Genomic DNA, 24,938 nt, shown 5'->3' on the forward strand with positions numbered 1-24,938 from the left:
ATGGCCGCCAGCGTTGCCGGCCCTGAAATCGAACGCCTGATCCAGCTCCTGGCGCGGCTGCCGGGGCTTGGGCCGCGCTCGGCGCGGCGCGCGGCGCTGCACCTGATCAAGAAGCGCGAGGCGCTGATGACGCCTTTGGCCGGCGCGCTGCAGGTGGCAATCGACAGGATTCAGGTCTGCAAGACCTGCGGCAACATCGATACCCAAAACCCCTGCACGGTGTGCACCGACCCGCGACGCGATCCTTCGACCATCGTCGTGGTCGCCGACGTCGCCGACCTCTGGGCGCTGGAGCGGGCGAATGCGACCAACGGCCGCTACCACGTGCTCGGCGCCACATTGTCACCGCTCGACGGCATCGGTCCGCAGGATCTGACCATCGACGCGCTGGTGGCGCGCGCGCACGAGTCGCAAGTCAGCGAAATCGTGCTCGCGCTGAACGCCACGGTCGACGGCCAGACCACCGCTCATTACATCACCGATCTCCTGCAGGACGCCAACGTCAAGATCACCCGGCTTGCCCATGGCGTGCCGGTCGGCGGCGAGCTTGATTATCTCGACGAAGGTACGCTATCGGCTGCCATGCGGCAGCGCACGCTGTTCTAACCATCACCAACGGAACTGATCGACATGACGAAACCTCGATTCGGCAAACGCTATTGTTTTGCGGTCCTCATGGCGGCGACTTTGATCGCGCCTTCCGCATGGGCGCAGCAGGCCGAGCCCGCGCCGAAGCCCGGCAAGCCGATCAAGGCCGGCGACGTGCTGTCCGGCGAACTCAACGCCATGAAGGGCGGCAAGAAGCGCGCCGCGACCTACCAGATCACCAGCGAGCCGCGCCGGCTGCCGCCGCCGAACGGCCTCTGCAATCTCGAAACCGGGCCCGAAACGTTCCAGCTCGTCACCAGCAGCGAGGCTCAGGCGGCGCAACTGAAGAATTTCATCGGCAAGGAAATTTCGGTCAAGGTCGACGAAGTCGCCTGCGCGCAGGATGCCGGGCAGATCAGCGAAGCCGTGATCACCAAGTGGAGCGTGGTGACGAAGCATTGAGTTGTCGCGGCCGTTGTCACAGACATCGCTGTCATCGCCCGGCCTTGTGCGCAATTGCGCGCACTGGGACCGGGCGACCCAGTACGCCGCGGCCTATCGACTCTATCGGCTGCTCTGGAATACTGGATCACCCGCTTTCGCGGGTGATGACGATTTGTGTTTGCGGTTGCCGATGAGCAACTAAACCTTCACCGGCCCCAGCGCCGCAAAATGCCCGCGCCGCTGCAGCCACGCCAGCAGGATCAGGCTTGGCACCGCTATCGCAACGGAGATCACGAAGAACAGCGGCCAGCCCGTCGCCTCCGCCACATAGCCGGCGCCGGAGGACAGATAGGTGCGTCCGACAGCGGCCAGCGCGGTGAGCAGCGCGTACTGGGTCGCCGTGTGCAGCGGGTTCTGGCATAGCGCCGAGAGATAGGCGACGAAGATCACGGTGCCGATCGCGCCGGTGAAGTTTTCCGCCGAGATGGCGACGGCCAGCGCCCATTGATTGGTACCGACAAAGGCGAGCCATGCAAACACCAGGTTGGAGATCGCCTGCAGCACGCCGCCGATCCACAAGCTCGCGACCAGCGAATAGCGCCGCGCCACATAGCCGCCGGCAAAGCCGCCGATCAGGGTCGCGGCGAGACCGACGCCCTTGACGATCGCGGCGTAGTCGTTGCGGGTGAAGCCGAGGTCGATCACGAACGGCGCGGTCATGGTGCCGGAAAACGCGTCGGTGAGTTTGAACAGCACCACGAAGGCCAGCACCGTCAAGGCATGCTTGCGGATCAGAAATTCAGAGAACGCCCCGATGGCGGCATGCATAACGCGCGAGAATGCAGCCTCGTCGTGGGTCTTGGCCTCCGCGCGCACCGATTGCTCGGGCTCGGTGGCGGCCAGCGCCGTGACGGTGCCGATCAGCACCAGCGCGGCCATCGCAACATAGCCCCACATCCACGCCGAGCTACGCCCGATTCCGGTGTCCTCGAACGCGCTTACGAGGAACAGCACGCCGGCGGTCGAGACCAACATGCCGATCCGGTAGGCCGCGACGTAGGAGGCCATCCCGGCGGCCTGTTCGCTTTCCAGCAGGCTCTCGACGCGGAATGCGTCGACCACGATGTCCTGCGTCGAGGACATGGTGGCGACCAGAAGTGCGCCGAGCGCCACGAACAGCGGCGAGCGCACCGGGTCGGTCAGCGCCAGCAGCAGAATCGCGCCGATCAGGAGCAGTTGCGAGAACACCAGCCAGCCGCGCCTGCGGCCGAACGCGCGCGTGAAGATCGGCACATGCAGCGCATCGACCAGCGGCGCCCATGCAAATTTCAGCGTGTAGGGCGTACCGACCAGCGCGAACAGTCCGATGGTGCCGAGATCGACACCGGATTCGCGCATCCACACCAGCAGCGTCGATCCGGACAGCGCCAGCGGCAGCCCGGAGGAAAAGCCGAGCAGCAGCACGATCAGCACGCGCGGCTGGAGGTACACGGCCCAAGCCTCGCGCCAGTTTGGCGCGGGGGTTTTCTCAGGTGCGGAGGTGGCTTCTGGTGCGGTCATGCAGGGGTGTTAGCAGAGATTCGGTGCCACTTCCCCTCTCCCCTTGTGGGAGAGGGTGGATCGAATGAGCGTAGCTCATTCGAGACGGGTGAGGGGTCTGTCTCCGCGGAAAGAACCCCTCATCCGCCTTCCCTTCGGGAACGCACCTTCTCCCACAAGGGGAGAAGGGAAGAAACTACTCCCCCGCCTGCAGCTTGCGCGGGGCGGGGAACAGCTCGGGGGTGCTGTTCTTGACGAAGCGCGGCACTTCCACCGGCGCATCGGTCTTGCTGAAATCGAGTTCCTCGATCCGCCCGGCACGCTTTTCGATCTTGTCGGCGGAGATCAGGATCTGGCGGACGTCCTCGTTGACGTCGCCAAAATGCTTTTGCAGCTTCAGCACGCGGTCGCGAAGGCGGCCCAGATCGTCGCCGAGATTGAGCACTTCGGTGCGGATCTGGTCGGCGGCATCGCGCATGCGCGCGTCTTTCAGGATCTGCTGCATCACCTGGATCGCCAGCATCAATAGCGAGGGCGACACCAGTACGACGCGGGCGCGGTAGGCTTTTTGGATCACGTCGTCAAAGCCATCGTGGATTTCGGCATAGACCGATTCCGATGGCACGAACATCAGCGCCGTATCCTGGGTCTCGCCGGCGATCAGGTACTTTTCGGCGATGTCATTGACGTGTTTCATCACGTCGTTGCGCAGGCGCTGCGTGGCGAATTTGCGCTCCTCGTCGCTGCGCGCGTCGTGCAGCGCGGTCATCGCCTCCAGCGGAAATTTGGCGTCGATGCAGAGCGGGCGCTGATCCGGCAGGAACACCACGCAATCCGGCCGTTTGCCCGACGAGAGCGTGTATTGGAACTCGTACGAGCCCTGCGGCATGCCGTCTTGCACGATCGCTTCCATCCGCGCCTGGCCGAAGGCGCCGCGCGACTGCTTGTTGGCGAGCACGTCGCGGAGCGTAGTCACTTGAGACGTCAGGTCGGTGAGGTTCTTGTGCGCGTTGTCGATGATGCCGAGCCGCTCGTGCAGCACCCGCAAGCTATCCATGGTGTGGCGCGTGGTCGCTTCCATCGACTGGCCGACGCGGTGCGTCACCGAATCCAGCCGCTCGTTGACCGCGCGCGCCATCTCGGCCTGGCGGCCGGTCAGCGCCTGCGCCATGGCGTCGACCCGTCCGGTCGATTCGCTCTGCGCCCGCAGCATCTCGCTCAGCCGTTCTTCCAGCTCGTCGGCGCGGATCGCCTGCGCCATTGCCAGTTCCGCGCCGCGGCGACCGGAGCGGGCGATGACTATGGCAATCGCCAGCAGCAGCACCAGCGCCAGCGCGCCGAAGCCCGCCAGCGCCTCGCCCACGTGAATCGGCAGGTCGCCGACGGTGAAGAGGATTTCGTTCATGTCAGCTTTGTAGCCCGATTCGCCGACTTGCGCGAACGAAGAGGGAACATTTATGGTAAATGATGGATCAATTTTCGTGGTTAACGCCGCGTTGAAAATCATGGTTAAGGGCGCCTTAACGGCCGCCGCGGCGGATTGACCCCGGCAGGTCAGCGGCTTAAATCCCGCGCCAGAGAAAAATCATGGCCATCAGAGAAATCATCATCCTGCCGGACAAGCAGTTGCGGCTCGTCTCCAAACCTGTCGAAAAGGTGACGACGGAGATCCGCAAGCTCGCCGACGACATGTTCGAAACCATGTACGACGCGCCTGGCATTGGTCTGGCCGCGATCCAGGTCGCGCAACCTTTGCGATTGATCACCATGGACCTCGCCAAGAAGGACGAGAACGGCGAGACCAAGCCGAAGCCGCGGGTGTTCATCAACCCGGAAATTATCTCCTCGTCCGAGGAAATGTCGGTCTACGAGGAGGGCTGCCTTTCGATCCCCGAATATTACGAGGAGGTCGAACGCCCGGCGCGGGTTCGCATCCGCTATATCGATCTCGACGGCAAGGTGCATGAGGAGGACGCCGACGGGCTGTTCGCCACCTGCATCCAGCATGAAATCGACCACCTCAACGGCGTGCTGTTCGTGGACTATCTGTCGAAGCTGAAGCGCGACCGCGTGATGAAGAAGTTTACGAAAGCCGCCAAGCGCGCGGCGGGGTGAATAAGCGAGCAGTGTTGCCCCACACTCGATCTGCTCTCCCCCTTGCGGGGGAGAGCTGGAGAGGGGGTAGCCACGAGCACCGTCCGTGGGGCTTACCCCTCTCCCTAACCCTCCCCCGCAAGGGGGGAGGGAACGCACCGAGTTCTTGTTATGCCACTCCGCCTGATCTTCATGGGCACGCCCGATTTCGCAGTGCCGACGCTGCTCGAACTCGTGGCCCATGGCCACGAGGTCGTGGCCGTCTACACCCGCGCGCCGAAACCTGGCGGCCGCCGTGGGCTGCAATTGCAGCCGACCCCGGTCGAGCAGGAAGCGCGGCGGCTTGGGATTCCCGTGCGGACGCCGGCAACGCTGAAGACGCCGGAAGCGCTCGCCGAATTCCGCGCGCACAATGCCGACGCCGCCGTCGTCGTCGCCTACGGCATGATCCTGCCGCAGGCCATTCTCGACGCGCCGCGCTACGGCTGCTTCAATCTGCATGCTTCGCTACTGCCGCGCTGGCGCGGCGCCGCCCCGATCAACCGCGCTATCATGGCAGGCGATGCCGAGACCGGCGTGATGGTGATGAAGATGGATGTTGGCCTCGACACCGGCGACGTCGCGATGGCCGAGCGGCTCGCGATCACGGACTTAATGACGGCCGCCGATCTGCACGACGCGCTGGCGCCGCTCGGAGCCGACCTGATGGTGCGCGCCATGGGCGGGCTCGAGCGCGGCGGGTTACAGCTCAAGAAACAGAGCGAAGACGCCGTGACCTACGCCGCCAAGATCGACAAGACCGAGGCGCGGATCGACTGGAAGCGACCGGCGCGCGAGGTGCTGCGGCATATTCACGGGCTGTCGCCGTTTCCGGGCGCCTGGTGCGAGTTGGCTACCGACGGCGAGCCGGCGCGGATCAAGATTCTGCGCTGTGAGTTGGCGAAAGGTTCAGGTGCGCCCGGCGACGTGCTCGACGATGGTTTGACGATTGCCTGTGGCGACGGCGCGATCCGCATTCTGGAACTGCAACGCGAAGGCAAGGCGCGGATGAAGGCCGCGGATTTCCTGCGCGGCACGCCGCTGAAGGCTGGTGCGCGGTTTGCGTGACACTGTCATACCCCGCGAAAGCGGGGTATCCAGTACGCCGCGGCCCCTGAGAATAAATATGAACTTCACGGCGTACTGGATCGTCCGCCGGAGCCTGTCATCCGGCCGGCCAAAGGCCGGACCGGTTGGCGGACGATGACATCGAGTAAACATGCCCCGCTACAAACTCATTATCGAATACGACGGCACGCCATTCTCCGGCTGGCAGATCCAGGATAACGCGCCGACCGTGCAGGGCGCGCTGGAAACTGCGGTGAAGGCGATCTGCGGCGAGGACGTGCGCGTCCATGGCTCGGGCCGCACAGATGCCGGGGTTCATGCGCTGGCGCAGGTCGCGCATTGCGATATCCAAAAGCCGTTTCCGCCGGGCCGGCTGCGCGATGGATTGAACGCACATCTGCGCCCGCATCCGATCGGCGTGCTCAGTGCGGAAATCGTGGCCGATGATTTCGAGGCACGTTTCTCGGCCAAGAGACGCCACTACCGCTACCGGATCACCAACCACCGCGCCAATCTCGCACTCGATATCAAGCGAAGCTGGCGGGTGCCGCGCCATCTCGATACGGATGCGATGGACGCCGCAGCCAAGAGGCTGCTCGGCAAGCACGATTTCACGACGTTTCGCGACACCGAGTGCCAGGCGAAATCGCCGGAGAAGACGCTGGACCAGCTCGACGTGATCCGGGAAGGCGATCAGGTTTCGATCCTCACTTCAGCGCGCTCGTTCCTGCATAGCCAGGTGCGCTCGATGGTGGGCTCACTGGTCTGGGTCGGCGAAGGCCGCTGGAGCGCCGACGACCTTGCCGCTGCTTTGGCCGCCCGCAACCGCGCCGCCTGCGGCCCGGTGGCGCCTCCGGAGGGGCTGTATCTGGTGCGGGTGGAGTATTAGCCTTCACCGTCATGGCCGGGCTCGTCCCGGCCATCCACGTCCTTTTTGCTTATTGTTGAGTCAGAACGCGGATGCCCGACGCAATGCCGGGCATGACGGATGCGATCGTTGCGGTGAGGCACCAAGAACGTGGATGGCCGGGACGAGCCCGGCCATGACGGCGGAGTTGGCACTCTTTAAGCAAAATACCGCTCCAACACCCCGCGATAGATCTTCGTCAGCTTCTCCAGATCCGACACCGGCGTGCGTTCGTCGATCTGGTGCATGGTCTGGCCGACGAGGCCGAACTCGATTACCGGGCAGTAGCTCGAAATGAAGCGCGCGTCCGAGGTCCCGCCGGAAGTCGAGAGCTCCGGCTTGCGTCCGGTGACTTCCTCGATCGCGCTTACCGCGAGATCGGTGAACGCGCCCGGCTTCGTCACGAACACGTTGGAGTTGGAATATTCCCACACGATGCGGGCGCGGATGCGGTTGCCGCAGGCCTTTGCCAGCCGCTCCTCGACCAGCGCGCGCAAGCTTTCCTGCGTGTGATTGTCGTTGTAGCGGATGTTGAACTTTGCGCGCGCCTGTCCGGGGATGACGTTGCTGGCAGTATTGCCGACATCGACGGAGGTGAACTCGAGGTTGGAGGCCTCGAACTGCGCGCTGCCTTGGTCGAGCGGCACGTAGGAGAGCGCCACGATCAGCCTTGAAATATCAGGCACCGGGTTCGACGCGCGGTGCGGATAGGCGACATGGCCCTGCACGCCGTCGACATAGAGCGTGCCGGACTGCGAGCCGCGGCGGCCGATCTTGATGCAATCACCCAGCACCTCGACGTTGGAAGGTTCGCCGAGCACGCAATGATCGAATTTTTCGCCGCGCTCGGCGCACCACTTCAACAGCTTGATGGTGCCGTTGACCGAAATGTCCTCTTCGTCGCCCGTGATCAGAAACGAGATCGAACCTTTGCCATCTTTTTGGGGCTTGCCGCCGTTGTCGGCGAGATATTGCAGCACGGCTGCGACGCTGCAGGCGATGCCGCCCTTCATGTCGACCGCGCCGCGGCCATAGAGAAAGCCGTCCTTGACCTCGCCGGAGAACGCGCCGAGCGTCCACGCGGCCTCATCGCCGGCCGGCACCACGTCGGTGTGTCCGGCAAAGGTGATGTGCGGCGCTTCGGAGCCGATGCGGGCGTAGAGGTTGTCGATATCGGCGGTGCCTGGCTCGCCGAAGGTGACGCGATGCACCTCGAAGCCGGCGCCCTTCAGCAGGCGTTCGAGCACGCCGAGCGCACCGGCATCGGCAGGGGTGACAGAGGGGCAGCGGACGAGATCGCGGGTGATCGAAACGGCGTCATTCATAGCCCCGGCTTAACACGCCAAACCGGCGGCGGGCCAGCCTTGTGCGGCACCATTTCGATCTCGCTCTGCTGATCCCACGGCGGCCGCGTATCCACTCGCGGCTGCGACGCCAGCGGGTCGGGGCCAAAACGGTTGGTGTTTCGCGAGCCTCTCAGGAAGAACATCTCGACAAAGCCCCAGATGTACAACCCGAAGCCAATCAGGGCCGGCACTATCATGAAATAAGAATCCGGAAGGCGGTCAGCGAACTGGTCGTAGAGGCCGGGAAGGATGAAGAACGGCACCATCCACCAACCGCTTTTGTCGCGGTCATGCAGGCGCTTGATCGAGATGGCGAAATAGACCCAAAGGAACAGCGACGTGCCAATCACTTTGATCAGCAAAGAAGGCATACCGGCCCAGGACCACGACCGGTAGCTGGCGGGATCGACGACGCGAAACAGGTCGTCGGTGCTGAGGCTGAATGTTGTCTTGGTGGGAACGATGCCCGTGGCAACGGCCAGCCCGCCCAGCAACATCATCATCCAGAACATGATGATGACCAGCGCCATCCAAAGCTTGGCGCGATTGATGCGGCCATCGAATCGGAACAGGTACCAGGTCCAGTTCATGCCGAACGCTCCGGACGGCGGCAAATGCCGCGGCCCGGTAGGTTAGTCGCGCGGAAAAGACCCCGGTTCGATCAGTCCCGCAGCAATTCGTTGATGCTGGTCTTGGCGCGGGTGCGCTCGTCGACGCGTTTGACGATCACGGCGCAGGCCGTCGATGGGCCGGGCTGGCCGTTCTTCAGCGGTTTGCCAGGCAGGGCGCCCGGAACCACGACCGAATATTCCGGCACTTCGCCGATGAAGGTTTCGCCGGTCTCGCGGTCGACGATCTTGGTGGAGGCGCCGAGGAACACGCCCATTGCCAGCACCGCGCCCTTGCGCACGATCACGCCTTCGGCGACTTCCGAGCGCGCGCCTATGAAGCAATCGTCCTCGACGATCACAGGCTCGGCCTGCAGCGGCTCCAGCACGCCGCCGATGCCGACGCCGCCGGAAATATGCACGCGCTTGCCGATCTGCGCGCAGGAGCCAACCGTCGACCAGGTGTCGATCATGGTCGCCTCATCGACATAGGCGCCGAGATTGACGAAGGAGGGCATCAGCACGACGTTGCGGGCGATGAACGCCGAGCGGCGCACGATCGCGCCGGGCACGGCGCGGAAACCGGCATCGCGAAAACGGTTCTCGCCCCAGCCCTCGAACTTCGACGGCACCTTGTCCCACCACGACGCCTTGCCGGGGCCGCCGGGAATCGCGGCCATATCGTTGAGGCGGAACGACAGCAGCACGGCCTTCTTCAGCCACTGATTGACCTTCCACTTGCCCGAGGCCTCGCGCTCGGCCACCCGCGCTTCGCCCTTGTCGAGCAGCTCAAGCGCGTGATCGACGGCCTCGCGAACCTCGCCCTTGGTCGCCGTCGAAATGCCATCGCGGGCATCGAACGCGGAATTGACGGTGGATTCGAGCGCGGACAGGGACATCGGGATTTCCTCGGGGGATTGGGCAAAGTCGGTGGGCTTTTTCGGGATTTGGGAGGTGAGAGTCAAGGCAGGATGTCGTCCCTGCCAAGCGCCTACACTCAATTCGTCCCCGCGAACGCGGGGTCCCATAACCACGAATGTCGGTGTTGAAAAAAGGTGGAGCCCCAGCCAGGGCAACAATCAATAGCGGTGGTTATGGGTCCCTGCGTTCGCAGGGACGACGGAGAGCGCTTATCCGCTATCGCTCAAACTTTGCAAAAACCCCGTCAAATCATCCGTGACATGATCGACGTAAGCTGCATCGCGGCCTTCCAGCTCCCAGTCCTCGCGCACCACTTCCTTGGCGCCGTCAGGCACCACCAGCACCGTGGTCATGCCGAGCTGGTGCGGCACCACGAGGTTGCGGGCGAGATCCTCGAACATCGCCGATCGCAGGGGATCGACGCCGTGGACGCGCAGGAACCTGTCGTAAGTCTGCGGCGCCGGCTTCGGCTCCAGCTCGGCGGCGATGATATCGAACACCGCCTCGAAATGTTGGGTTATGCCGAGCCGCTCCAGCACCGCGCCGGCATGGTCGGTGGAGCCGTTGGTCAGGATCAGCTTACGCCCCGGAAGCTTTGCGATCGCCGCGCCCATCGCCGGGTTCGGCTCCAGCGGCGAGTGATCGATTTTGTGTACATAAGCGAGATAATCGTCGGCGTGCACACCGTGCTCGGTCATCATGCCGCGCATGCTGGTGCCGTAACGGCGGTAATAATCCTTCTGGATCACGCGGGCGTCTTCCGCTGATATCTTCAAGTAAGCGCTGATGAACTCGCCGATCCGCGCGTCGACCTGCTGCCACAGATTGACGTGATGCGGGTACAGCGTGTTGTCGAGATCGAACACCCAGGTGTCGATGTGGCTGAAGGAGCGCGGAGATTTCATGACATACTCGCGGTGTCATGCCCCGCGAAGGCGGGGCATCCAGTACGCCGCGGCCTTAGAAGTAAGCCACCGGCGTCACGGAGTACTGGATCACCCGCCTTCGCGGGTGATGACAGAAAGAGTTTGAGGTGAGAACGTAGTTTCATCACGGCATCGCAAATCGCAGCGTCTTGCCGCCGCTGCTCATATCGACCGGCGCAAAGCCGATTGCGGCAAGTCCGCGCGTGCCGCAATCGCCCTGTTCGGATATCTCGAACTTGCTCTCGCGCGTGCAGAGCTGTTTCGGGCCGCCCCAGTTCAGCGGCTTGTCCCGGTACTTGATGGCGCGGCTTTCGCCGTCGACGGCTTCGGCAAAACTATAGACCTGTTTGGGCTGGCCGATCACATCGGGATGCAGGCACTTGCCGGGATCGATGCGGTACCAGCCGCGGCTGGTCACCGCCTTGCCGTCGTCGGTGGCGACCGCCGCCATGATCTTGTGCGGCGTGTCGTTGCACCAGGTTAGCCCTGTGGAGGAGGGCTTTTGCACGGCGTCGATCATGGTGGCGAAGAAGTTTTGCGACTGCACGATTTCGGCCGCCAGTCCGCGGCTCTTCAGAAAGGCGCTCAAGGCGGCCTGCGTCTTCGGCCCGTCGACGCCGTCGATCGGCGCGGCGTCATAGCCCGCGATCACCAGGAGCCGCTGGATGCCGGCGAGCCGCGCCTGCTCGTCGTCATATTCGGAATCTTCGGCCAGATAGGCGACAAGGTTGCCGTCGTCGGTCCGCGTCGGCGTGATCTGGGTGAACGGCGCCGGCGTCTGGTTGCCGCGGCACTGGCGGGCGGCGGCGATGACGAAATTGTCCGGCGCGATGCACAGCGTGTCGCTGCCGTTCTGCGGGATCGGCGAGGCGCCGTAGACGCCGAGCGCACGCGCGTTCAACAGGATGCGGTCGGCCGTCAGCGCGCCCTGCAGCACCACCCGGCAGGCGGCGGGATCGATCCGGAACCAGCCGCGCGTCGCGGTCGCCGCCTTCTCGTCGATGCCGATCGCGGCTTCGACCACATAGCTCATGCGGTTGCATAGCTTTAAGTCGGCGAACGCGGGCAGCGCGGAAACGAACAGCGAGATCATTGCGGCCGGCAGCGACATCAGGAAGCGCGCGAACGCTGAACGCGCCTGCCGCTGCATTCTCCGCTCGTTATGCCCCGATTGATTCCGGGCATCCACGTCTTTCCTGCTGCAGCCGATGAAGGCGTGGATGGCCGGGCATAGGCTAGCGGAAGCGACGCCGTCCTTTGGACGGCTATGCCCGACCATGACGACTTCCTTTTGCCGCTCGTGCATCACTTATGGATCAGCGTGCCGGTGCCTTGATTGGTGAACAACTCCAACAGCACCGCGTGCCGCATCTTGCCGTCGATGATGACGACGCCCTGCACGCCCTGTTCCAGCGCGTAGATGCAGGTCTCGACCTTCGGAATCATGCCGCCGGAAATCGTGCCGTCGGCGATCAGCTTTCGCGCGTCCTTCACCGACAATTCCGGAATCAGCTTCTTTGACTTGTCGAGCACGCCGGGAACGTCGGTCAACAGCAATAGTCGCTTGGCCTTGAGCGCACCGGCGACCGCGCCAGCAAACGTGTCGGCGTTGATGTTGAGGGTGTGGCCGTCATGCGAGGTCGCCAGCGGCGCCAGCACCGGGATCAGTTCATAGCCGATCAACTGGTTCAACAGCGTGAGATCGACCTTGTCGGGATCGCCGACGAAGCCGAGATCGATCGCCTTCTCGATGTTCGAATCCGGATCGACCATGGTCCGCGACGTCTTGGTCGCCTTCACCATGTTGCCGTCCTTGCCGGACAGCCCGACGGCCTTGCCGCCGGCTTCGTTGATGTAGCCGACGAGTTGCTTGTTCACCGAGCCCGCCAGCACCATCTCGACGATCTCAATCGTGGCGGCATCGGTGATGCGCAGCCCGGCGGCAAATTCCGATTGGATGCCGAGCCGCTTCAGCATGGTCGCGATCTGCGGCCCGCCGCCATGCACCACCACCGGATTGATCGCGGTCTGCTCCAGAAGCACGATGTCGCGCGCAAACGCCTTGGCGGTTTCCTCCGCGCCCATGGCGTGGCCGCCATATTTGATGACGATAGTTTCCTCGTCATATTGCTGCATATGCGGGAGCGCTTCCGACAGGATGCGGGCCTGATCGAGCGGGCTGATATCTTGCGCTGATGTCATGAAAGCGGGTCTCGCCATTTTCGGATGTCGGGCCGGGTTCTATCCGATTGGCGGGCAGGGCGCAAAGTGGGGGGATTGCGGAGGCCTCTTACTTCCCTCTCCCCTTGTGGGAGAGGGTGGATCGAATGAGCCGAGCTCATTCGAGACGGGTGAGGGGTTCTTTCCGCGGATGCAGACCCCTCATCCGGCGCCGTAGCCGATGCGAAGCATCGGCGTTCTAAGAGACGGCGGCCAAAGGCCGCCTATGCCACCTTCTCCCACAAGGGGAGAAGGGAAGATTCATCCCTGCCGCGGCCAGGCCGCCGAAACCGCCAGCGCCAGCCAGCTCGCAATCAGCAGTGTCCCCCCGGTGGGCGCGGCCATCGTAAACAGCCCATGTCCGGCATAGTGCCGCAGCGTCAAATCGCCGGCGAACAGGCTCGCTGCGAGAACGAAGCCGAAAGCGGCCGCGATGCCGATTTTCGCGTGAACGATCCCGCACTCGGCCAATGCGACCGCGCCCAATACCGCACTGGCGTGAAACAACAGCATCGACGACGCCGACACCAGCCGCGACGCATCCGCGCCATGGGCGGAGGCTGCCGCCAGCATGACGCCATCAGCGCCCATGATGGCAGCGAGCACGATCAGGATGCGGCCGGCGCGGTTCATCAGCCACGCTCCTTCAACAGGCGCACCATCGCAGCGCGCAATTCCGGCATGCCGGCACTGGTGCGCGAGGAGGTCACCAATACATCCGGAAACGCCGCCGGATGCTTGGCGAGCGCGGCCGTTGTCTCGGTGATATTGTTCTGAAGCTCGGCGGCCTTCACCTGGTCCGCCTTCGTCAGCACCACCTGGTAGCTCACCGCTGACTTGTCCAGCGTCTTCAGCACGTCCTGATCGACATCCTTGATGCCGTGGCGCGCGTCGATCAGCACATAGACCCGCGCCAGCGTGGCGCGTCCTAACAGGAATTGATGAATCAGCTTGGTCCAGGAGGCGACCTTGGTTTTCGGCGCCGAGGCATAGCCATAGCCGGGCATGTCGACCAGCCGCAGCCCGGCCCTATCAGGCCCTTCGAAGAAGATCAGTTCCTGGGTGCGGCCCGGTGTATGCGAGGTGCGCGCCAGCGCGTTGCGGCCGGTGAGCGCGTTGATGAGACTCGATTTGCCGACATTTGAGCGGCCGGCAAACGCCACCTCCATGCCCGCCATCGGCGGCAGCGTTTCGATCGAGGGCGCGGCCCAGACGAACTTCCATTCGCCGGCGAAGAGTTTTCGTCCCTCTTCGATCAGCTCCGCATCGGTTTCGGCGGTCATGCGAAGGTTCTTTCCCGGCACGTCATTCCGGGATGGTGCGCAGCACCAGACCTCAGATGCGCAATTGCGCATCGGGGAATCTCGAGATTCTCAGGTGCGCAATTGCGCACCATAGTTCGATGCTTCGCATCGCCCCGGAATGACGATGTCATATCACGTCTTCTCGGCGGCCTTCTTCGGTGCGAACGTCGCCTTGAGATTGTCGAACAGCTCCACCTTCACGCCGTTCTTTCGCATGATGTAGCTCTGCTGGATCACCGAGAGCAGGTTGTTCCAGGCCCAGTAGATCACGAGACCCGCCGGGAAGCCCGCCAGCATGAAGGTGAAGATCAGCGGCATCCAGTCGAAGATCATCTTCTGGGTCGGATCCGGCGGCGTCGGGTTCAGCTTCATCTGGAACCACATCGTGATGCCCATGATGATCGGCCAGACGCCGAGCGCGAGGTAAAATCCGATCACCGGTATGTGCGTCGGATCGAAAGGCAGCAGACCGAAGAGATTGAACAGGTTGGTCGGATCCGCCGCCGAAAGGTCCTTGATCCAGCCGTAGAACGGCGCGTGCCGCATTTCGATGGTAACGAACAGCACCTTGTAGAGCGAGAAGAACACCGGAATCTGCAGCGCAATGGGAAGGCAGCCCGCGATCGGGTTGATCTTCTCCTTGCGGTAGATCTCCATCATCTCCTGCTGCTGCTTCTGGCGGTCGTCGGGATAGCGCTCCTTCAGCGCGGCGAGCTGCGGCTGCACCGACTTCATCTTCGCCATCGAGGCATAGGATTTGTTGGCGAGCGGGTAGAACAAGAGCTTGATCAGCACCGTCACCAGCAGGATGGAGACGCCGAAATTGCCGACCAGATGGAAGAAATAGTCGAGCAACAGGAACATCGGCTTGGTGATGAAGTAGAACCAGCCCCAATCGATCAATAGATCGAATTGGTTGAGCCCGAGCTGCTTGTTGTAGCCGCCATGGCCGGCAAACGGGAAGTTGATGCCGACGACGCTGGCCTCCTTGGCGCCGGCGAACAGCCGAGCATTGGCACTGCCGGTGCCGCCGATCGCAATCGTCTGCGGATCCAGCAGGTAGTCGGTCTGGTAGGTGCGCTTGGCGCCGGCCAGGTTGGAGGAGAAGCGCGCCTGCAGCCTGGCGGTGGTGTCCGGCAACAGCGCCGACGCCCAGTATTTGTCCGTGATGCCGAGCCAGCCATTGGTGACGTTGAAGGCGACCGACTTAGCTTCGTCGATCTTCGAGTAGCTGTATTCCTGCAGGCGCTGGTCGCCGAGATAGCCGATCAGGCCTTCATGCAGGATGTAGTAGCCCGAGACCTCCGGCGTGCCGTGGCGGGAGATAAGGGCGAACGGATAGAGCGTGACCGGCGCATTGCCGACGTTGGTGACGTCGTCCTTGATGGTGAAGAGATAGCGGTCGTCGATCGCAATGGTGCGGCGGAAGGTGAGACCTTCGCCATTGTCCCATTTCAGCGTGACCGGCCTCTCGGGACTCAGGCTGCCGGAGCCTTCCTGCTGCCAAACCGTTTCGCGGTCGGGAAGCTTGGCCGCCGAGCCGGAGGCGGCGACCCAACCGAATTCCGCGTAATACGGATGCGCCGTCCCCGAGGGCGAGAACAGCACGATCGCCGGCGACTTCGGATCGACGGTGTCGCGGAATTTCTCCAATGCGAGGTCGTCGATGCGCGCGCCCTTCAGCGCGATGCTGCCGGAAATCCGCGGCGTCTCGATCTTGATGCGGGGCGAGGCGGCAATCGCGGTGTCGCGGTTGACGACCGGCTGGGCCGGCTGGCCGGCGGGCGCGCCGGGGGAGGGCGTCGAGCCCGGCTGCGGGGTGGCGCCCGGGGTCGCCGGCGGCTGCGACTTGTTAAGTTCAGCCTGGGTCTGCTGTTGCGCACGCTGCCGCTCCATCTGCGGCATGTTGTAGAAATACTGCCAGGCGATCAGCACGAGGCCGGACAGAATGACGGCGAGGATGGTGTTGCGGTTGTCGGTCATCGTTTTGAGGTCTCGCCATTCAATTCGGATGTTTGGTCGGCTGCCGGTCGAGGCGATGCAGCGCCGAGCGGAGATCGTCGAGCATGGTTGCGAAGTCGCGGGTGAGCGCGGCGCGACGGCCTACAAGCACATAATCATGGTGCGGTCGCATTGATATGACGTCCAGCCGCTTCACCAGTTCGCGAAGCCTGCGCCGGATGCGATTGCGCTCGGTAGCAGTACCGTTCTTTTTGGTAACGGTGAAGCCTACTCGGATCGGGCCGTCATCGTCGCGGGCCCGGCCCTGCACCACGAAGGCAGCACTGTTGGCCCGCGTGCCATTGGCAACGGCGAGAAAGTCCGCCCGCTGCCTCAGCCGATCCATGAATGAAATCTCCGGAAAGGATCCGGCTCAGGCGCTCAGACGCTTGCGGCCGCGCGCACGGCGAGCGGCGAGAACCTTGCGGCCGCCTGCGGTGGCGAGGCGGGCGCGGAAGCCGTGACGGCGCTTGCGCACCAGTTTGCTGGGTTGATAAGTCCGCTTCACGGGTAATTCTCCGCTGACCGGGCAATTTGCCTGTTGGATTGAGATGCGTCCGATGATGCGGGCCGGCCCGAAAACGGGCCATTTACGGCCCAAAGCGAGCCGCCCCCGGTGAAACCGGGCCATCGCGGACAATTGGCGCGGCTTATACGGGAGCGACCTGTTTTCGTCAATGTCGGGGGTCGCCACATCAGCCGTTCTTTGAAACGTCGCAATTGGGGCGAATATATCTGTTTTCGTGGGGTTTTCAGGGGCAAGACGGCGACGCGCCCGGACCATCGGAACCACAAGACATTAGCGATCGGTAATTTGACCGTTCGGTGGCCCAAACGCATCCTCGGAATCACGGGAACGCGAACTTATATGGGCCGGGCGGCCTGGGTTCGGCGGGCTCCGAAAGCAGAGATATCAAGGCGGATAATCGTGTCAGCGACCGACCAGCCGACTCCTCAAGCGCCGCGGCCTTCGGGCCCGCGGCGGCTCGGCCTGTCCGGCAAGCTCTTGCTGCTCACCATCCCGCTCGTGATGATCGCGCTCCTGATGATCTACGTGCCTTCGATCGCGAATTTCTGGACCAACCGGCTGAACGACCGCCTCGCCGCGGCCAATACCGCCGCCTTGGTGCTGGACGCCGCGCCGCTCGGCATGGTCCCGGATTCGCTGGCCCGGCAGATTCTGACCAGCGTCGGCGCGCGGGCGGTCGCCATCAAGATGGGGCAACAGCGTCGGCTGCTCGCCAGCGCCGACCTGCCGCCGGCGATCGACCGTGACATCGACATGCGGACGCTCACGGTATGGTCCGCGATCGTCGAGTCCTTTGAGACTATGCTGGAGCGAGGCAACCAGACCATCCGCGTGGTGGGGCCCGCGCCCGGCGGCGCGCAATTCATCGAGGTCGTCATCGACGAAAAGCCGTTGCGGCTGGCGATGTACCGGTTTTCCAGCAACCTGCTGCTGGTCTCGCTGGGGATCGCGATGCTGGCCGCGGGGCTGGTTTACCTCGCGCTGCATTATCTGTTTGTCCGCCCGATGCGGCGGCTGACCGCCAATCTCGTCGGTTTCCACGAAAACCCCGAAAGCGCGGCGCGCATCATCGTGCCGAGCCAGCGCGGCGACGAGATCGGTGTCGTCGAGCGCGAACTGTCCGACATGCAGCGCGACCTCGTCTCGATGCTCTCCCAGAAGAGCCGGCTTGCCGCGCTCGGGCTTGCGGTGTCGAAGATCAACCATGATCTGCGCAATCTTCTGGCGTCCTCGCAATTGCTGTCGGATCAATTGGCCAGCGTGCCCGATCCACGGGTGCAGCGCTTTGCGCCGAAACTGATGCGCTCGCTGGAGCGCGCCATCGACTTCTGCCAATCGACGCTGTCCTATGGCCGCGTCCAGGAGGCCGAGCCCGACCGCCGCCTGGTCCAGGTCGAACCCGTGGTCACCGAGGTACGCGAATCCGCCGGCCTCGCCGCCGACGCCTCGATCACCTGGATCAACGCGATCGAGCGCGGGCTCTCCATTGACGCCGATCCCGACCAGCTCTTTCGCGTGCTGCTCAACCTGGTGCGCAACGCGGTGCAGGCGCTCGACAGCCGCCCCAAGGGCGACGCCGCGACCTTGCAGATCCGAATCACCGGCCGCCGCGAAGGCTCGGTCGCGATCATCGAAGTTTCCGACACCGGTCCGGGCGTGCCGGCAAAGACGCGCGAGCACCTGTTCGAGGCGTTCCAGACCTCCGGCCGCCCCGGCGGCAGCGGGCTGGGCCTGGCGATCGCAGCCGAGCTGGTCCGCGCCCATGGCGGCGACATCCACCTGGTCGAAGGCACCATCGGCGCCACCTTCCGCGTCTCGATCCCCGACCGCCCGGTGGAACTGCAGAGCGTCCGCAACGAGCGGGCGCGGGCGTAGGCGCTTGGGGGATGCGAAAGCATCGAACCCGAAAATCCAGTGGTTACGGCGCGAGATTGCCCCGATGTGCCGGGCACATCCGACGTTTGCGCTATGGCGCTTCCCCGAATGACAGAAATACTGCCCGGAATTGGCCCCCCGATCGCATTTCCCCACCTTGCAAAGCGAAGCCGGAGCGGGTAGCTAAAGCGCTCTTTCGCGACCGTCCGAGGCTTTTGTCGGACGCATCCGGGCCCCTTAAAGCCCAAATGCCAAGCGAAAAACGCGCCCGTAGCTCAGCTGGATAGAGCACCAGACTACGAATCTGGGGGTCAGGAGTTCGAATCTCTTCGGGCGCGCCATTCTTCGACGTCGGTCAGAACAGCATGGCATCTGGTCGTTAGGCCGGTGCGGATGGGCCTTGCCCTGCCAGGAACCAGATGAGGATATCGCAGGCGTTCAAATTCGAGGCGGCACATCGGCTGCCAAACGTGCCCGAGACGCATCGATGCCGCCGGCTGCACGGCCATTCCTATCGTGTCGAGGTTCATCTGGATGGACCGGTAGACCCGCACACGGGTTTCGTCGCGGACTTCTTTGATATCGAAAAATGCTTCGCCGGCATCGTGGACGCCCTGGACCACAGATGCCTGAACGACGTCGAGGGACTGGAGAACCCGACCGCCGAGAATATTGCGGTCTGGATATGGGACCGATTGAAGCCGGGTCTTGAGCAAATCTCGGCCGTTCGGGTCTGCGAAACGGCGGACTGCTGGGCCGAATATGACGGGCGGTGACGACAACCGCACGCCGGCCCATTTAGATCTCAAGAGCTCCCATGGCCAGCGCGCCTGTTCGGTGGCCCCTCTGCATATACGAATCTGAGGGCAGAGGTTCGAATCGTTCCGGGCGCGCCATTTCGCCATAGTACGCCACGCTCGCCATTCGTACGAAGCCTGACCAAATCCGCGACGGAACGCTTCGCTCTCGCCACTTGCCGCCACTACCGGTATCCGGTACGCATCCAGTGCGTGCAATACGAATGGGACAATCGCAAAGCCGCCGATAACCCTTCGCAAGCACGGCGTGGATTTTGCGGATGCCATTGCGGCCCTCGAAGACCCGAACCCGTCTGGAAGAAATCGACACGCGGTTCGCCTACGGCGAGGAGCGGATGCAGGTCATCGGAATGGCGCACCGAGACGTTCTGTTCGTGGTTGTGACCGTGCGTGACGACGACATCTGTAGAATCATTTCGGCCCGAAAGGCCACACGACATGAGCAAGACCGGTACTACGCGGGTGACCGTGAAACGTGGTGAACCCCTTCCACGGGGCCGCACCGATTGGACGCGACTCGGTGCGATGAGCGACGAGGAGGTAATGGCTGCCGCGCGGTCCGACCCTGATGCGCAGCCGCTCACGCCCGAACAACTCGCGAGGACGCGCCGAGTATCGCGCGTGAAGGTGCTGCGGCAGCGCCTCGGGATAACGCAGGCGGAATTTGCCGAAGCCTTCCACTTGCCCATCACGACTTTGCGTGATTGGGAGCAGCGCCGCAGCACGCCCGACGCACCAGCCCGTGCGTTGTTGCTGGCTATCGAGCGCGACCCGAAGGTCATGCGGAGATTGCTCGCGGATAGTGCGGCGTAGTCTCGGCGGCTTTCTCGACCTGCGGAGCGCCACATCATAGCGCCACGGCGAAGCAGTAGTGCCCATCTTCATCGGCCGTGGCGCGCCATTTCGGAATACGCGATCGCAGCCAAAATCGGCCGCTTCTTCGATTGAACCCGTTAAGTTCTCGAATTGAGCGTCACCGTAATCCCGTATTACGCCGGTATATCTCCAGCAGACCGCGAATCGTCAGGTCGGGATCGAAGTGATCTATCGCCTTGGTGGCGTCGTGGAACAACGATGCGACACCGCCGGTGGCGACGACCGTCATTGCTTCGTTCCGCTCAGCCTTAATGCGAGCAATCATTCCTTCGATGAGCGCAACGTGACCCCAGAAAATACCGGACTGCATGGCGCTAACCGTGTCATCGCCTACCACCCGTTGTGGCATTTGCAGCGCAATTCTGGGAAGCTTCGCGGCGGCTGCATGCAGGGCCTCCATCGACAGGTGGACGCCTGGCGCGATCACACCTCCCTCGAAGCCGCCATCACTCGCGATCACGTCCAGCGTGATGGCGGTCCCGCTGTCGACAATGATCAATGGCCCGGAATAGAGCTTGAGCGCGCCGAGCGCATTGACCAGACGGTCCGATCCGACCTCCGAGGGCTTCTTGGTCCGCACCTGGATGCCCAGCTCAGTATTCTCACCAATGATCAACGGCTCGGCGTGCAGGTAACGACGCGACAGGTTTCGCAGGTTGAAGATTGACTGCGGCACTACACTCGATATCACACAGGCATTCAAAAGGCTGAGCTCAAGTTTGTGCATCGCCATCAGCTGCGACAGCCACACGGCGTATTCATCGGCTGTACGGCTAGGCTCGGTAGCCGATCGCCATTGGGCGATCCAATGGTCGCCGTCGTGAACCGCGAACACGCTGTTGGTGTTTCCCTGCTCAATTGCTAGAAGCATCGATCAAGTCCTACGTTACAGCTTCACATTATCTGGGCGCGGCGCAAGATCGCAGACAAGCGCAAAATTATCAATTGTAGCGTATGAAAGGCTCCGGCATCATAACCTGTTCTACCGCACCGGCACGGGATCGTCGACTTCAGGAAACCTTCCTTCAATCGACGCCTCTGCTCCGACATCACGCTACTCCGTTGGCATACACTTGTTACATGTGCCGCGTTATTCCGCCTCGCAAGCCAAGTCCGATCAAGAGCCTGCCATTTCCTGCGCTCCGCCGAGCAGCGTGACGTTGAGTCTGCCGCCAGTGAACAACATGTCGTCCAGCGCTTCGCTGATGTCGCCGAATTCGACCGTCGAACCGCCATCCCGAAAAATGCTCGTTTGCGCGATACGCCGCATCAATTCCTTGATGAACGCGGCGCTGACGCCCTTCGTGCGGTTCACGGTCTCATCAATGATGGTCTGATCCATCGGCAGGTCCTTGCCATAGAGCTGAACAAGCTTGCTGCGGCCGATGCCGTCGGGCAGCGGCACTTCGATCGCCTGGTCGATACGTCCGGGCCGGCCGGCCAGCGCGCCTTCAAGCTGCTCCGGCCGGTTGGTGGTCAGGACGAACAGGATGTCGGAGTCCTCCTTCAGCCCGTCCATTTCGTTGAGCAGCTTGTTGAGCAGCGGCTCTTCACACGATCCCATCTCTTCGCGATCGCGGGCGATGAGGTCGACGTCCTCGATCACGACCATCGTCGGCTGCAACAGGCGCGCCAGCTTCATATAGGCGCCGAGCAACCCCACCTGCTCGGCCGTGATGATCAACGTCGTATGTCCGGGCAAATTGGTCGCGAGGTAACGGATCGTGTGCGTCTTGCCGGTGCCCGGCGGGCCGTAAAGCAGGATGCCCTTGCGGGTCGATTGGCCCAGCTTGCGAAGCGCGGCGCGATTGCCGACAAAGCCCATGACGTTGCGATCGAGCAGCTTCAGCGTCTGTTCGGGCAAGATGACTTCCTCACGTCCGACTGCCGGCAGCCGGTGCACCATGACCCCGCTCGACCGTCCGCGATAGTCGGATCCACCTTCGAGCGAAAGGATCTTGCCGCGATAGGAACGCGCGGCGTGCACCGCCTCTTCAAGCTCGGCGAACGAACGTTGCACCAGTGCGTCGCCGGCGGCGCCGGCCGGCACGGCGATCTCGATGCGTATCGCAGCCTCATGCTGGTATTCGCGATGAAACGAAAGCAGCACGGCGTAGCGGAGCTCGCCGGCGCTGCACAGCCACAGTCCGTTATGCAGGCATTTCACCGGCTGCGCTTCACCGATTTCGACGTCGTGGTACTGCGGCGGCGCAAGCGTGGGTGCGTTCCGGCTCTCCTTCATCAGGGCCGCAAATACCAGCGTCTCATAGCGATACTCCTCGTGAATGCCGAAGAAGTGCAGCGGCGAGGCGAGCAACTGGTCGACCGCGACCTGGACGTCGGCGCGCATGTGGCCGGGAAACTGCCGCGCTCTCGTCACCAGCTGGTTTCGCGGGATTCCGGCAAAATGCCAGTCAAGCGCGAGCCAGGCGTATTTGAACTCGTCTCCAGGCACGGCCTCCGATGCGCGCCTGACGGCAAGCAGGCAGCTGTTGCAGAGGCACGCTGTCCTGCCGGCAAGCCGGATTTCACTGCCAGCCGCCGGTGCTCCGCAAAGATCGCATGCGCCTTTCGTGGTCGCGGTTTCGCTGGTGATCAGCAAACCATGACCGGCGGCGCCGATGCTTTGCCGTGCCGAATCCAGCAGCGCCTTGGCGACCGGGCCCGGGTAGGGGCCGCAGGCCACCTTCTCTTCGTTCTCGATCAGCGCGGTGAATGCGATCGCTTCCCGTTCCGACTTGCCGAAGACGTTGCGAAGGAGCTGCCGGACGAATTCGACGGGCGTATCGTCGTCATTATGAATGAAGAGCGTGATCGACCCGGCGTCAGTGCAAATGTCATGCATGAAAGAAAAACCTCGTACGCGTTGCCCAAAGAACAAAAAGAGAACATAGGCAGCGCGCCACGTCAAGTGGTCAGAGAATCGCCATGAATACATCGGGTTGTGTCGCTAGTCACCGCCATTCTTGCTGCGCGAGTTGCTCCGCTACAGAGGCTTCTAGCGGCCAGTCCTACGCCGTCGTTCGCCATCATCCCAGGGGCCCTGCGCGCCGCCGCCTCGGAACGTCTCCGGACATCCCCCGTTAGGCGTGATTGGAAGCGCCATGAACGGACGACTCTACCGCAAGGTTCTGCTTGTAGCGGCGGCCAGCGCGCTCGGCGCGCTCTCTCCTGCTGCGGCCCAGACCGCACCGACTGTGACCGTCGAAGCTGGGATAATAAGGGGCGTCGCTTCGAACGACGTTGCTGCCTTCAAGGGTGTTCCGTACGCAGCACCGCCGGTTGGGGCTTTGCGCTGGCGCGCACCGCAGCCGGCTGCGGCCTGGCGCGACGTACGTCAGGCCGCTGAATACGGCTCCGACTGCGTACAGAAGCCAACACCGGGCGCTGCCGCCGCGAGCGGTGGCAAGTTCGACGAGGATTGCCTGTTCTTGAATGTATGGCGCCCGGCCGCGCTCAAGCCAGGCGATCGGTTCCCGGTCCTGGTGTGGATTCACGGCGGCGGCTTCATCGCTGGCGGAGCATCCGCGCCGACCTTCGATGGCAGTGCGCTCGCAGGCCAGGGCCTGGTCGTGGTGTCCCTGAATTACCGCCTGGGGCGGCTCGGGTTCTTTATGCATCCGGCGCTGACGGCTTCGGACGAAGAAGCACCCGGCAATTACGGCTTCCTCGATCAACTCGCCGCGCTGCAATGGGTACAGCGTAACATTGCTCAGTTCGGTGGCGATGCAAAGCAGGTGACGATCGCGGGCGAGTCCGCTGGTGCGGTTTCCGTGATGCATCACTTGGCGTGGCCCGCGGCGCACGGCTTGTTTCATCGCGCCGTGGTCATGTCGGGCGGCGGCCGCACCTATGGGATCGGAGCATCGCGTGCGCGGGCCGAAGAGGCCGGCGTCGCCTTTGTGCAGAGCGTGGGTATCACCGGAAGCGGCGCCGACGTGCTTGCGGCGCTGCGGGCCCTGCCGGCGCAGAAAGTCAGTAGCGACCTCGGCGTGGAGGCGTTGCTGGGAAAGGTGGACACCTATGCCGGCGGCCCGATCGTCGACGGCAAGATCGTGACCGGCATGGACATGCCCGGCGAGGCGTTGCGCAAGCGCACGGCGGCCAAGGTGCCGGTGCTGATCGGTACGACGAGCGACGATTTGCCGGTCGTGTTTCCGCCCCGGGATAATCCCCTGTCGTTCTTCGGCGCGGATGCGCCGGTCGCGAACGCCGTATATTTCGCAAGCGCGGTGGACCCGGGCGCCGCGATCAAGAACATCGCGGTGGATATCACGATGCATGAGCCAGCTCGCTTCGTCGCGAAACAGGTGACCGCAGCCGGCCAGCCGGCGTGGCTCTACCGGTTTGGATATGTCGCCGAATCGCTGCGGCCGAAAGGCACCGCGGAGCATGCCAAGGAAGTGTCCTATCTCTTCGGCACGCTAGCTGCGACGTACGGTGCGGCCGCAACGGCAAAGGACCGCGCGATGGCTGATCTATTTATGGGCTACATTGCTGAGTTCGCCAAAACCGGCGATCCGAACCGCAGCGGCCTGCCCACATGGCCGCCCTTCGATCCCGCAAAGTCCGAGCTGATGATGTTCACGCCTGACGCCACAGCGGTCGTGCAAGCCGACCCTTGGAAATCGCGGCTCGATCTGATCGAACGCGCGGTCGAGAGGCAGGCTGTACCACCGCAGTAGTCGCTGCGTAGCGGCTGGCGGCATCATGCCCAATCTTCATCGACCGTGCCGCGCCGGTTTTTCGATCACTCCGGGGTAAGCTCAGCACCAGGCCCGGGAAGAATGCTCCACCCAGCTTGCACAAGCGAACGGGTGGTTCGCAGGAAAGCC

At 63.3% G+C, this 24,938-nt stretch carries 25 protein-coding genes and 1 tRNA gene; 11 read left to right on the plus strand and 15 right to left on the minus strand.

Going from position 1 to position 24,938, the window contains the following annotated elements; genetic code table 11:
- Together recR and V1277_RS17335 are read left to right on the plus strand one after the other, a co-directional pair.
- Positions 1 to 606 (plus strand): recombination mediator RecR, encoded by a 606-nt coding sequence (gene recR / locus V1277_RS17330; RefSeq protein WP_028351632.1) that lies wholly within the window; start codon positions 1 to 3, stop codon positions 604 to 606.
- A 24-nt stretch (positions 607 to 630) separates the two neighbouring features.
- Positions 631 to 1,050, plus strand: a complete 420-nt coding sequence (locus V1277_RS17335; protein WP_334417373.1) for a hypothetical protein — start codon at positions 631 to 633, stop codon at positions 1,048 to 1,050.
- 180 nt (positions 1,051 to 1,230) lie between these two features.
- On the opposite strand, the gene V1277_RS17340 is transcribed toward V1277_RS17335, so the two are convergent.
- Together V1277_RS17340 and V1277_RS17345 are read right to left on the minus strand one after the other, a co-directional pair.
- A complete protein-coding gene (locus V1277_RS17340; RefSeq protein WP_334417374.1) occupies positions 1,231 to 2,592 on the minus strand; it encodes an AmpG family muropeptide MFS transporter in 1,362 nt (453 codons plus the stop codon).
- 175 nt (positions 2,593 to 2,767) lie between these two features.
- Positions 2,768 to 3,976 (minus strand): DNA recombination protein RmuC, encoded by a 1,209-nt coding sequence (locus tag V1277_RS17345; protein WP_334417375.1) that lies wholly within the window; start codon positions 3,974 to 3,976, stop codon positions 2,768 to 2,770.
- 182 nt (positions 3,977 to 4,158) lie between these two features.
- On the opposite strand from V1277_RS17345, the gene def reads away from it, so the two are divergent.
- From def to truA, 3 genes are all read left to right on the plus strand, one after another.
- A complete protein-coding gene (gene def, locus V1277_RS17350; RefSeq protein ID WP_334417376.1) occupies positions 4,159 to 4,686 on the plus strand; it encodes a peptide deformylase in 528 nt (175 codons plus the stop codon).
- A 150-nt stretch (positions 4,687 to 4,836) separates the two neighbouring features.
- Positions 4,837 to 5,772 (plus strand): methionyl-tRNA formyltransferase, encoded by a 936-nt coding sequence (gene fmt, locus V1277_RS17355; protein ID WP_334417377.1) that lies wholly within the window; start codon positions 4,837 to 4,839, stop codon positions 5,770 to 5,772.
- A gap of 151 nt (positions 5,773 to 5,923) precedes the next feature.
- Complete coding sequence (gene truA, locus V1277_RS17360; protein ID WP_334383954.1) at positions 5,924 to 6,661, plus strand: tRNA pseudouridine(38-40) synthase TruA; 738 nt, start codon at positions 5,924 to 5,926, stop codon at positions 6,659 to 6,661.
- Between the two features lie 176 nt (positions 6,662 to 6,837).
- On the opposite strand, the gene dapE is transcribed toward truA, so the two are convergent.
- The 11 genes from dapE to rpmH all read right to left on the minus strand — a co-directional run bounded on the left by dapE (position 6,838) and on the right by rpmH (position 16,513).
- Entirely contained in the window at positions 6,838 to 8,004 is a 1,167-nt protein-coding gene (dapE, locus tag V1277_RS17365) for a succinyl-diaminopimelate desuccinylase (protein WP_334417378.1), read from the minus strand.
- On the minus strand, positions 8,001 to 8,615 hold the full coding sequence (locus V1277_RS17370; RefSeq protein ID WP_334417379.1) for a DUF805 domain-containing protein: 615 nt from the start codon (positions 8,613 to 8,615) through the stop codon (positions 8,001 to 8,003). The genes dapE and V1277_RS17370 overlap by 4 nt, the downstream gene beginning before the upstream one ends.
- Positions 8,616 to 8,686: 71 nt before the next feature.
- Entirely contained in the window at positions 8,687 to 9,532 is an 846-nt protein-coding gene (gene dapD, locus V1277_RS17375; protein WP_334417380.1) for a 2,3,4,5-tetrahydropyridine-2,6-dicarboxylate N-succinyltransferase, read from the minus strand.
- Between the two features lie 231 nt (positions 9,533 to 9,763).
- Positions 9,764 to 10,459 (minus strand): pyrimidine 5'-nucleotidase, encoded by a 696-nt coding sequence (locus V1277_RS17380; protein ID WP_334417381.1) that lies wholly within the window; start codon positions 10,457 to 10,459, stop codon positions 9,764 to 9,766.
- Positions 10,460 to 10,604: 145 nt separating this feature from the next.
- Positions 10,605 to 11,591: a DUF1036 domain-containing protein gene (locus V1277_RS17385; RefSeq protein WP_334420399.1), complete on the minus strand. Its 987-nt coding sequence runs from the start codon at positions 11,589 to 11,591 to the stop codon at positions 10,605 to 10,607.
- A 194-nt stretch (positions 11,592 to 11,785) separates the two neighbouring features.
- On the minus strand, positions 11,786 to 12,682 hold the full coding sequence (gene argB, locus V1277_RS17390; protein ID WP_028347942.1) for an acetylglutamate kinase: 897 nt from the start codon (positions 12,680 to 12,682) through the stop codon (positions 11,786 to 11,788).
- Positions 12,683 to 12,961: 279 nt separating this feature from the next.
- Positions 12,962 to 13,333 carry a DUF423 domain-containing protein gene (locus V1277_RS17395; RefSeq protein ID WP_334417382.1) on the minus strand — a complete coding sequence of 124 codons (372 nt, stop codon included), beginning with the start codon at positions 13,331 to 13,333 and terminating at the stop codon, positions 12,962 to 12,964.
- A complete protein-coding gene (yihA, locus tag V1277_RS17400; RefSeq protein WP_334417383.1) occupies positions 13,333 to 13,983 on the minus strand; it encodes a ribosome biogenesis GTP-binding protein YihA/YsxC in 651 nt (216 codons plus the stop codon). Before yihA ends, V1277_RS17395 begins: the two co-directional genes overlap by 1 nt.
- A 153-nt stretch (positions 13,984 to 14,136) precedes the next feature.
- Positions 14,137 to 15,987 (minus strand): membrane protein insertase YidC, encoded by a 1,851-nt coding sequence (gene yidC / locus V1277_RS17405; protein WP_334417384.1) that lies wholly within the window; start codon positions 15,985 to 15,987, stop codon positions 14,137 to 14,139.
- Positions 15,988 to 16,006: 19 nt separating this feature from the next.
- Entirely contained in the window at positions 16,007 to 16,351 is a 345-nt protein-coding gene (gene rnpA / locus V1277_RS17410; RefSeq protein WP_334370918.1) for a ribonuclease P protein component, read from the minus strand.
- Between the two features lie 27 nt (positions 16,352 to 16,378).
- Positions 16,379 to 16,513 (minus strand): 50S ribosomal protein L34, encoded by a 135-nt coding sequence (gene rpmH, locus V1277_RS17415; protein WP_008542748.1) that lies wholly within the window; start codon positions 16,511 to 16,513, stop codon positions 16,379 to 16,381.
- Between the two features lie 360 nt (positions 16,514 to 16,873).
- On the opposite strand from rpmH, the gene V1277_RS17420 reads away from it, so the two are divergent.
- The 5 genes from V1277_RS17420 to V1277_RS17435 all read left to right on the plus strand — a co-directional run bounded on the left by V1277_RS17420 (position 16,874) and on the right by V1277_RS17435 (position 20,040).
- Positions 16,874 to 18,409 (plus strand): ATP-binding protein, encoded by a 1,536-nt coding sequence (locus V1277_RS17420; protein WP_442894496.1) that lies wholly within the window; start codon positions 16,874 to 16,876, stop codon positions 18,407 to 18,409.
- A 264-nt stretch (positions 18,410 to 18,673) separates the two neighbouring features.
- Positions 18,674 to 18,750, plus strand: a tRNA-Arg gene (locus V1277_RS17425).
- A gap of 78 nt (positions 18,751 to 18,828) precedes the next feature.
- On the plus strand, positions 18,829 to 19,185 hold the full coding sequence (gene queD / locus V1277_RS17430) for a 6-carboxytetrahydropterin synthase QueD (RefSeq protein WP_334417385.1): 357 nt from the start codon (positions 18,829 to 18,831) through the stop codon (positions 19,183 to 19,185).
- A 377-nt stretch (positions 19,186 to 19,562) separates the two neighbouring features.
- Positions 19,563 to 19,709 carry a BrnT family toxin gene (locus tag V1277_RS35020; protein WP_442894583.1) on the plus strand — a complete coding sequence of 49 codons (147 nt, stop codon included), beginning with the start codon at positions 19,563 to 19,565 and terminating at the stop codon, positions 19,707 to 19,709.
- A complete protein-coding gene (locus tag V1277_RS17435; RefSeq protein ID WP_334417386.1) occupies positions 19,666 to 20,040 on the plus strand; it encodes a helix-turn-helix domain-containing protein in 375 nt (124 codons plus the stop codon). Before V1277_RS35020 ends, V1277_RS17435 begins: the two co-directional genes overlap by 44 nt.
- A 160-nt stretch (positions 20,041 to 20,200) precedes the next feature.
- Here the strand turns inward: V1277_RS17435 and V1277_RS17440 are convergent, their stop codons facing one another.
- Both V1277_RS17440 and V1277_RS17445 read right to left on the minus strand, forming a co-directional pair.
- The gene (locus V1277_RS17440) at positions 20,201 to 20,974 is read right to left on the minus strand and encodes a type III pantothenate kinase (RefSeq protein ID WP_334417387.1); all 774 of its coding nucleotides are present in this window, start codon (positions 20,972 to 20,974) and stop codon (positions 20,201 to 20,203) included.
- Positions 20,975 to 21,220: 246 nt separating this feature from the next.
- Positions 21,221 to 22,948, minus strand: coding sequence for an ATP-dependent Clp protease adaptor ClpS (locus tag V1277_RS17445; protein WP_334417388.1), 1,728 nt, complete (start codon positions 22,946 to 22,948; stop codon positions 21,221 to 21,223).
- A 259-nt stretch (positions 22,949 to 23,207) separates the two neighbouring features.
- Here V1277_RS17445 and V1277_RS17450 point away from each other — a divergent pair, with 259 nt between their 5' ends.
- Positions 23,208 to 24,788, plus strand: a complete 1,581-nt coding sequence (locus tag V1277_RS17450; protein WP_334417389.1) for a carboxylesterase/lipase family protein — start codon at positions 23,208 to 23,210, stop codon at positions 24,786 to 24,788.
- Positions 24,789 to 24,938 lie beyond the last annotated feature (150 nt).

It is taken from the genome of Bradyrhizobium sp. AZCC 1588, assembly GCF_036924735.1.
In the GTDB taxonomy this organism is placed as follows: Bacteria; Pseudomonadota; Alphaproteobacteria; order Rhizobiales; family Xanthobacteraceae; genus Bradyrhizobium.

Excerpts from the sequence above, each read along its gene's own strand:
- recR (WP_028351632.1), top strand. The coding sequence starts at position 1 with ATGGCCGCCAGCGTTGCCGGCCCTGAAATCGAACGCCTGATCCAGCTC.
- V1277_RS17335 (WP_334417373.1), top strand. The coding sequence starts at position 631 with ATGACGAAACCTCGATTCGGCAAACGCTATTGTTTTGCGGTCCTCATG.
- V1277_RS17340 (WP_334417374.1), bottom strand. The coding sequence starts at position 2,592 with ATGACCGCACCAGAAGCCACCTCCGCACCTGAGAAAACCCCCGCGCCA.
- V1277_RS17345 (WP_334417375.1), bottom strand. The coding sequence starts at position 3,976 with ATGAACGAAATCCTCTTCACCGTCGGCGACCTGCCGATTCACGTGGGC.
- def (WP_334417376.1), top strand. The coding sequence starts at position 4,159 with ATGGCCATCAGAGAAATCATCATCCTGCCGGACAAGCAGTTGCGGCTC.
- fmt (WP_334417377.1), top strand. The coding sequence starts at position 4,837 with ATGCCACTCCGCCTGATCTTCATGGGCACGCCCGATTTCGCAGTGCCG.
- truA (WP_334383954.1), top strand. The coding sequence starts at position 5,924 with ATGCCCCGCTACAAACTCATTATCGAATACGACGGCACGCCATTCTCC.
- dapE (WP_334417378.1), bottom strand. The coding sequence starts at position 8,004 with ATGAATGACGCCGTTTCGATCACCCGCGATCTCGTCCGCTGCCCCTCT.
- V1277_RS17370 (WP_334417379.1), bottom strand. The coding sequence starts at position 8,615 with ATGAACTGGACCTGGTACCTGTTCCGATTCGATGGCCGCATCAATCGC.
- dapD (WP_334417380.1), bottom strand. The coding sequence starts at position 9,532 with ATGTCCCTGTCCGCGCTCGAATCCACCGTCAATTCCGCGTTCGATGCC.
- V1277_RS17380 (WP_334417381.1), bottom strand. The coding sequence starts at position 10,459 with ATGAAATCTCCGCGCTCCTTCAGCCACATCGACACCTGGGTGTTCGAT.
- V1277_RS17385 (WP_334420399.1), bottom strand. The coding sequence starts at position 11,591 with ATGTCGCTGCCGGCCGCAATGATCTCGCTGTTCGTTTCCGCGCTGCCC.
- argB (WP_028347942.1), bottom strand. The coding sequence starts at position 12,682 with ATGACATCAGCGCAAGATATCAGCCCGCTCGATCAGGCCCGCATCCTG.
- V1277_RS17395 (WP_334417382.1), bottom strand. The coding sequence starts at position 13,333 with ATGAACCGCGCCGGCCGCATCCTGATCGTGCTCGCTGCCATCATGGGC.
- yihA (WP_334417383.1), bottom strand. The coding sequence starts at position 13,983 with ATGACCGCCGAAACCGATGCGGAGCTGATCGAAGAGGGACGAAAACTC.
- yidC (WP_334417384.1), bottom strand. The coding sequence starts at position 15,987 with ATGACCGACAACCGCAACACCATCCTCGCCGTCATTCTGTCCGGCCTC.
- rnpA (WP_334370918.1), bottom strand. The coding sequence starts at position 16,351 with ATGGATCGGCTGAGGCAGCGGGCGGACTTTCTCGCCGTTGCCAATGGC.
- V1277_RS17420 (WP_442894496.1), top strand. The coding sequence starts at position 16,874 with ATGGGCCGGGCGGCCTGGGTTCGGCGGGCTCCGAAAGCAGAGATATCA.
- queD (WP_334417385.1), top strand. The coding sequence starts at position 18,829 with ATGAGGATATCGCAGGCGTTCAAATTCGAGGCGGCACATCGGCTGCCA.
- V1277_RS35020 (WP_442894583.1), top strand. The coding sequence starts at position 19,563 with ATGCAGGTCATCGGAATGGCGCACCGAGACGTTCTGTTCGTGGTTGTG.
- V1277_RS17435 (WP_334417386.1), top strand. The coding sequence starts at position 19,666 with ATGAGCAAGACCGGTACTACGCGGGTGACCGTGAAACGTGGTGAACCC.
- V1277_RS17440 (WP_334417387.1), bottom strand. The coding sequence starts at position 20,974 with ATGCTTCTAGCAATTGAGCAGGGAAACACCAACAGCGTGTTCGCGGTT.
- V1277_RS17445 (WP_334417388.1), bottom strand. The coding sequence starts at position 22,948 with ATGCATGACATTTGCACTGACGCCGGGTCGATCACGCTCTTCATTCAT.
- V1277_RS17450 (WP_334417389.1), top strand. The coding sequence starts at position 23,208 with ATGAACGGACGACTCTACCGCAAGGTTCTGCTTGTAGCGGCGGCCAGC.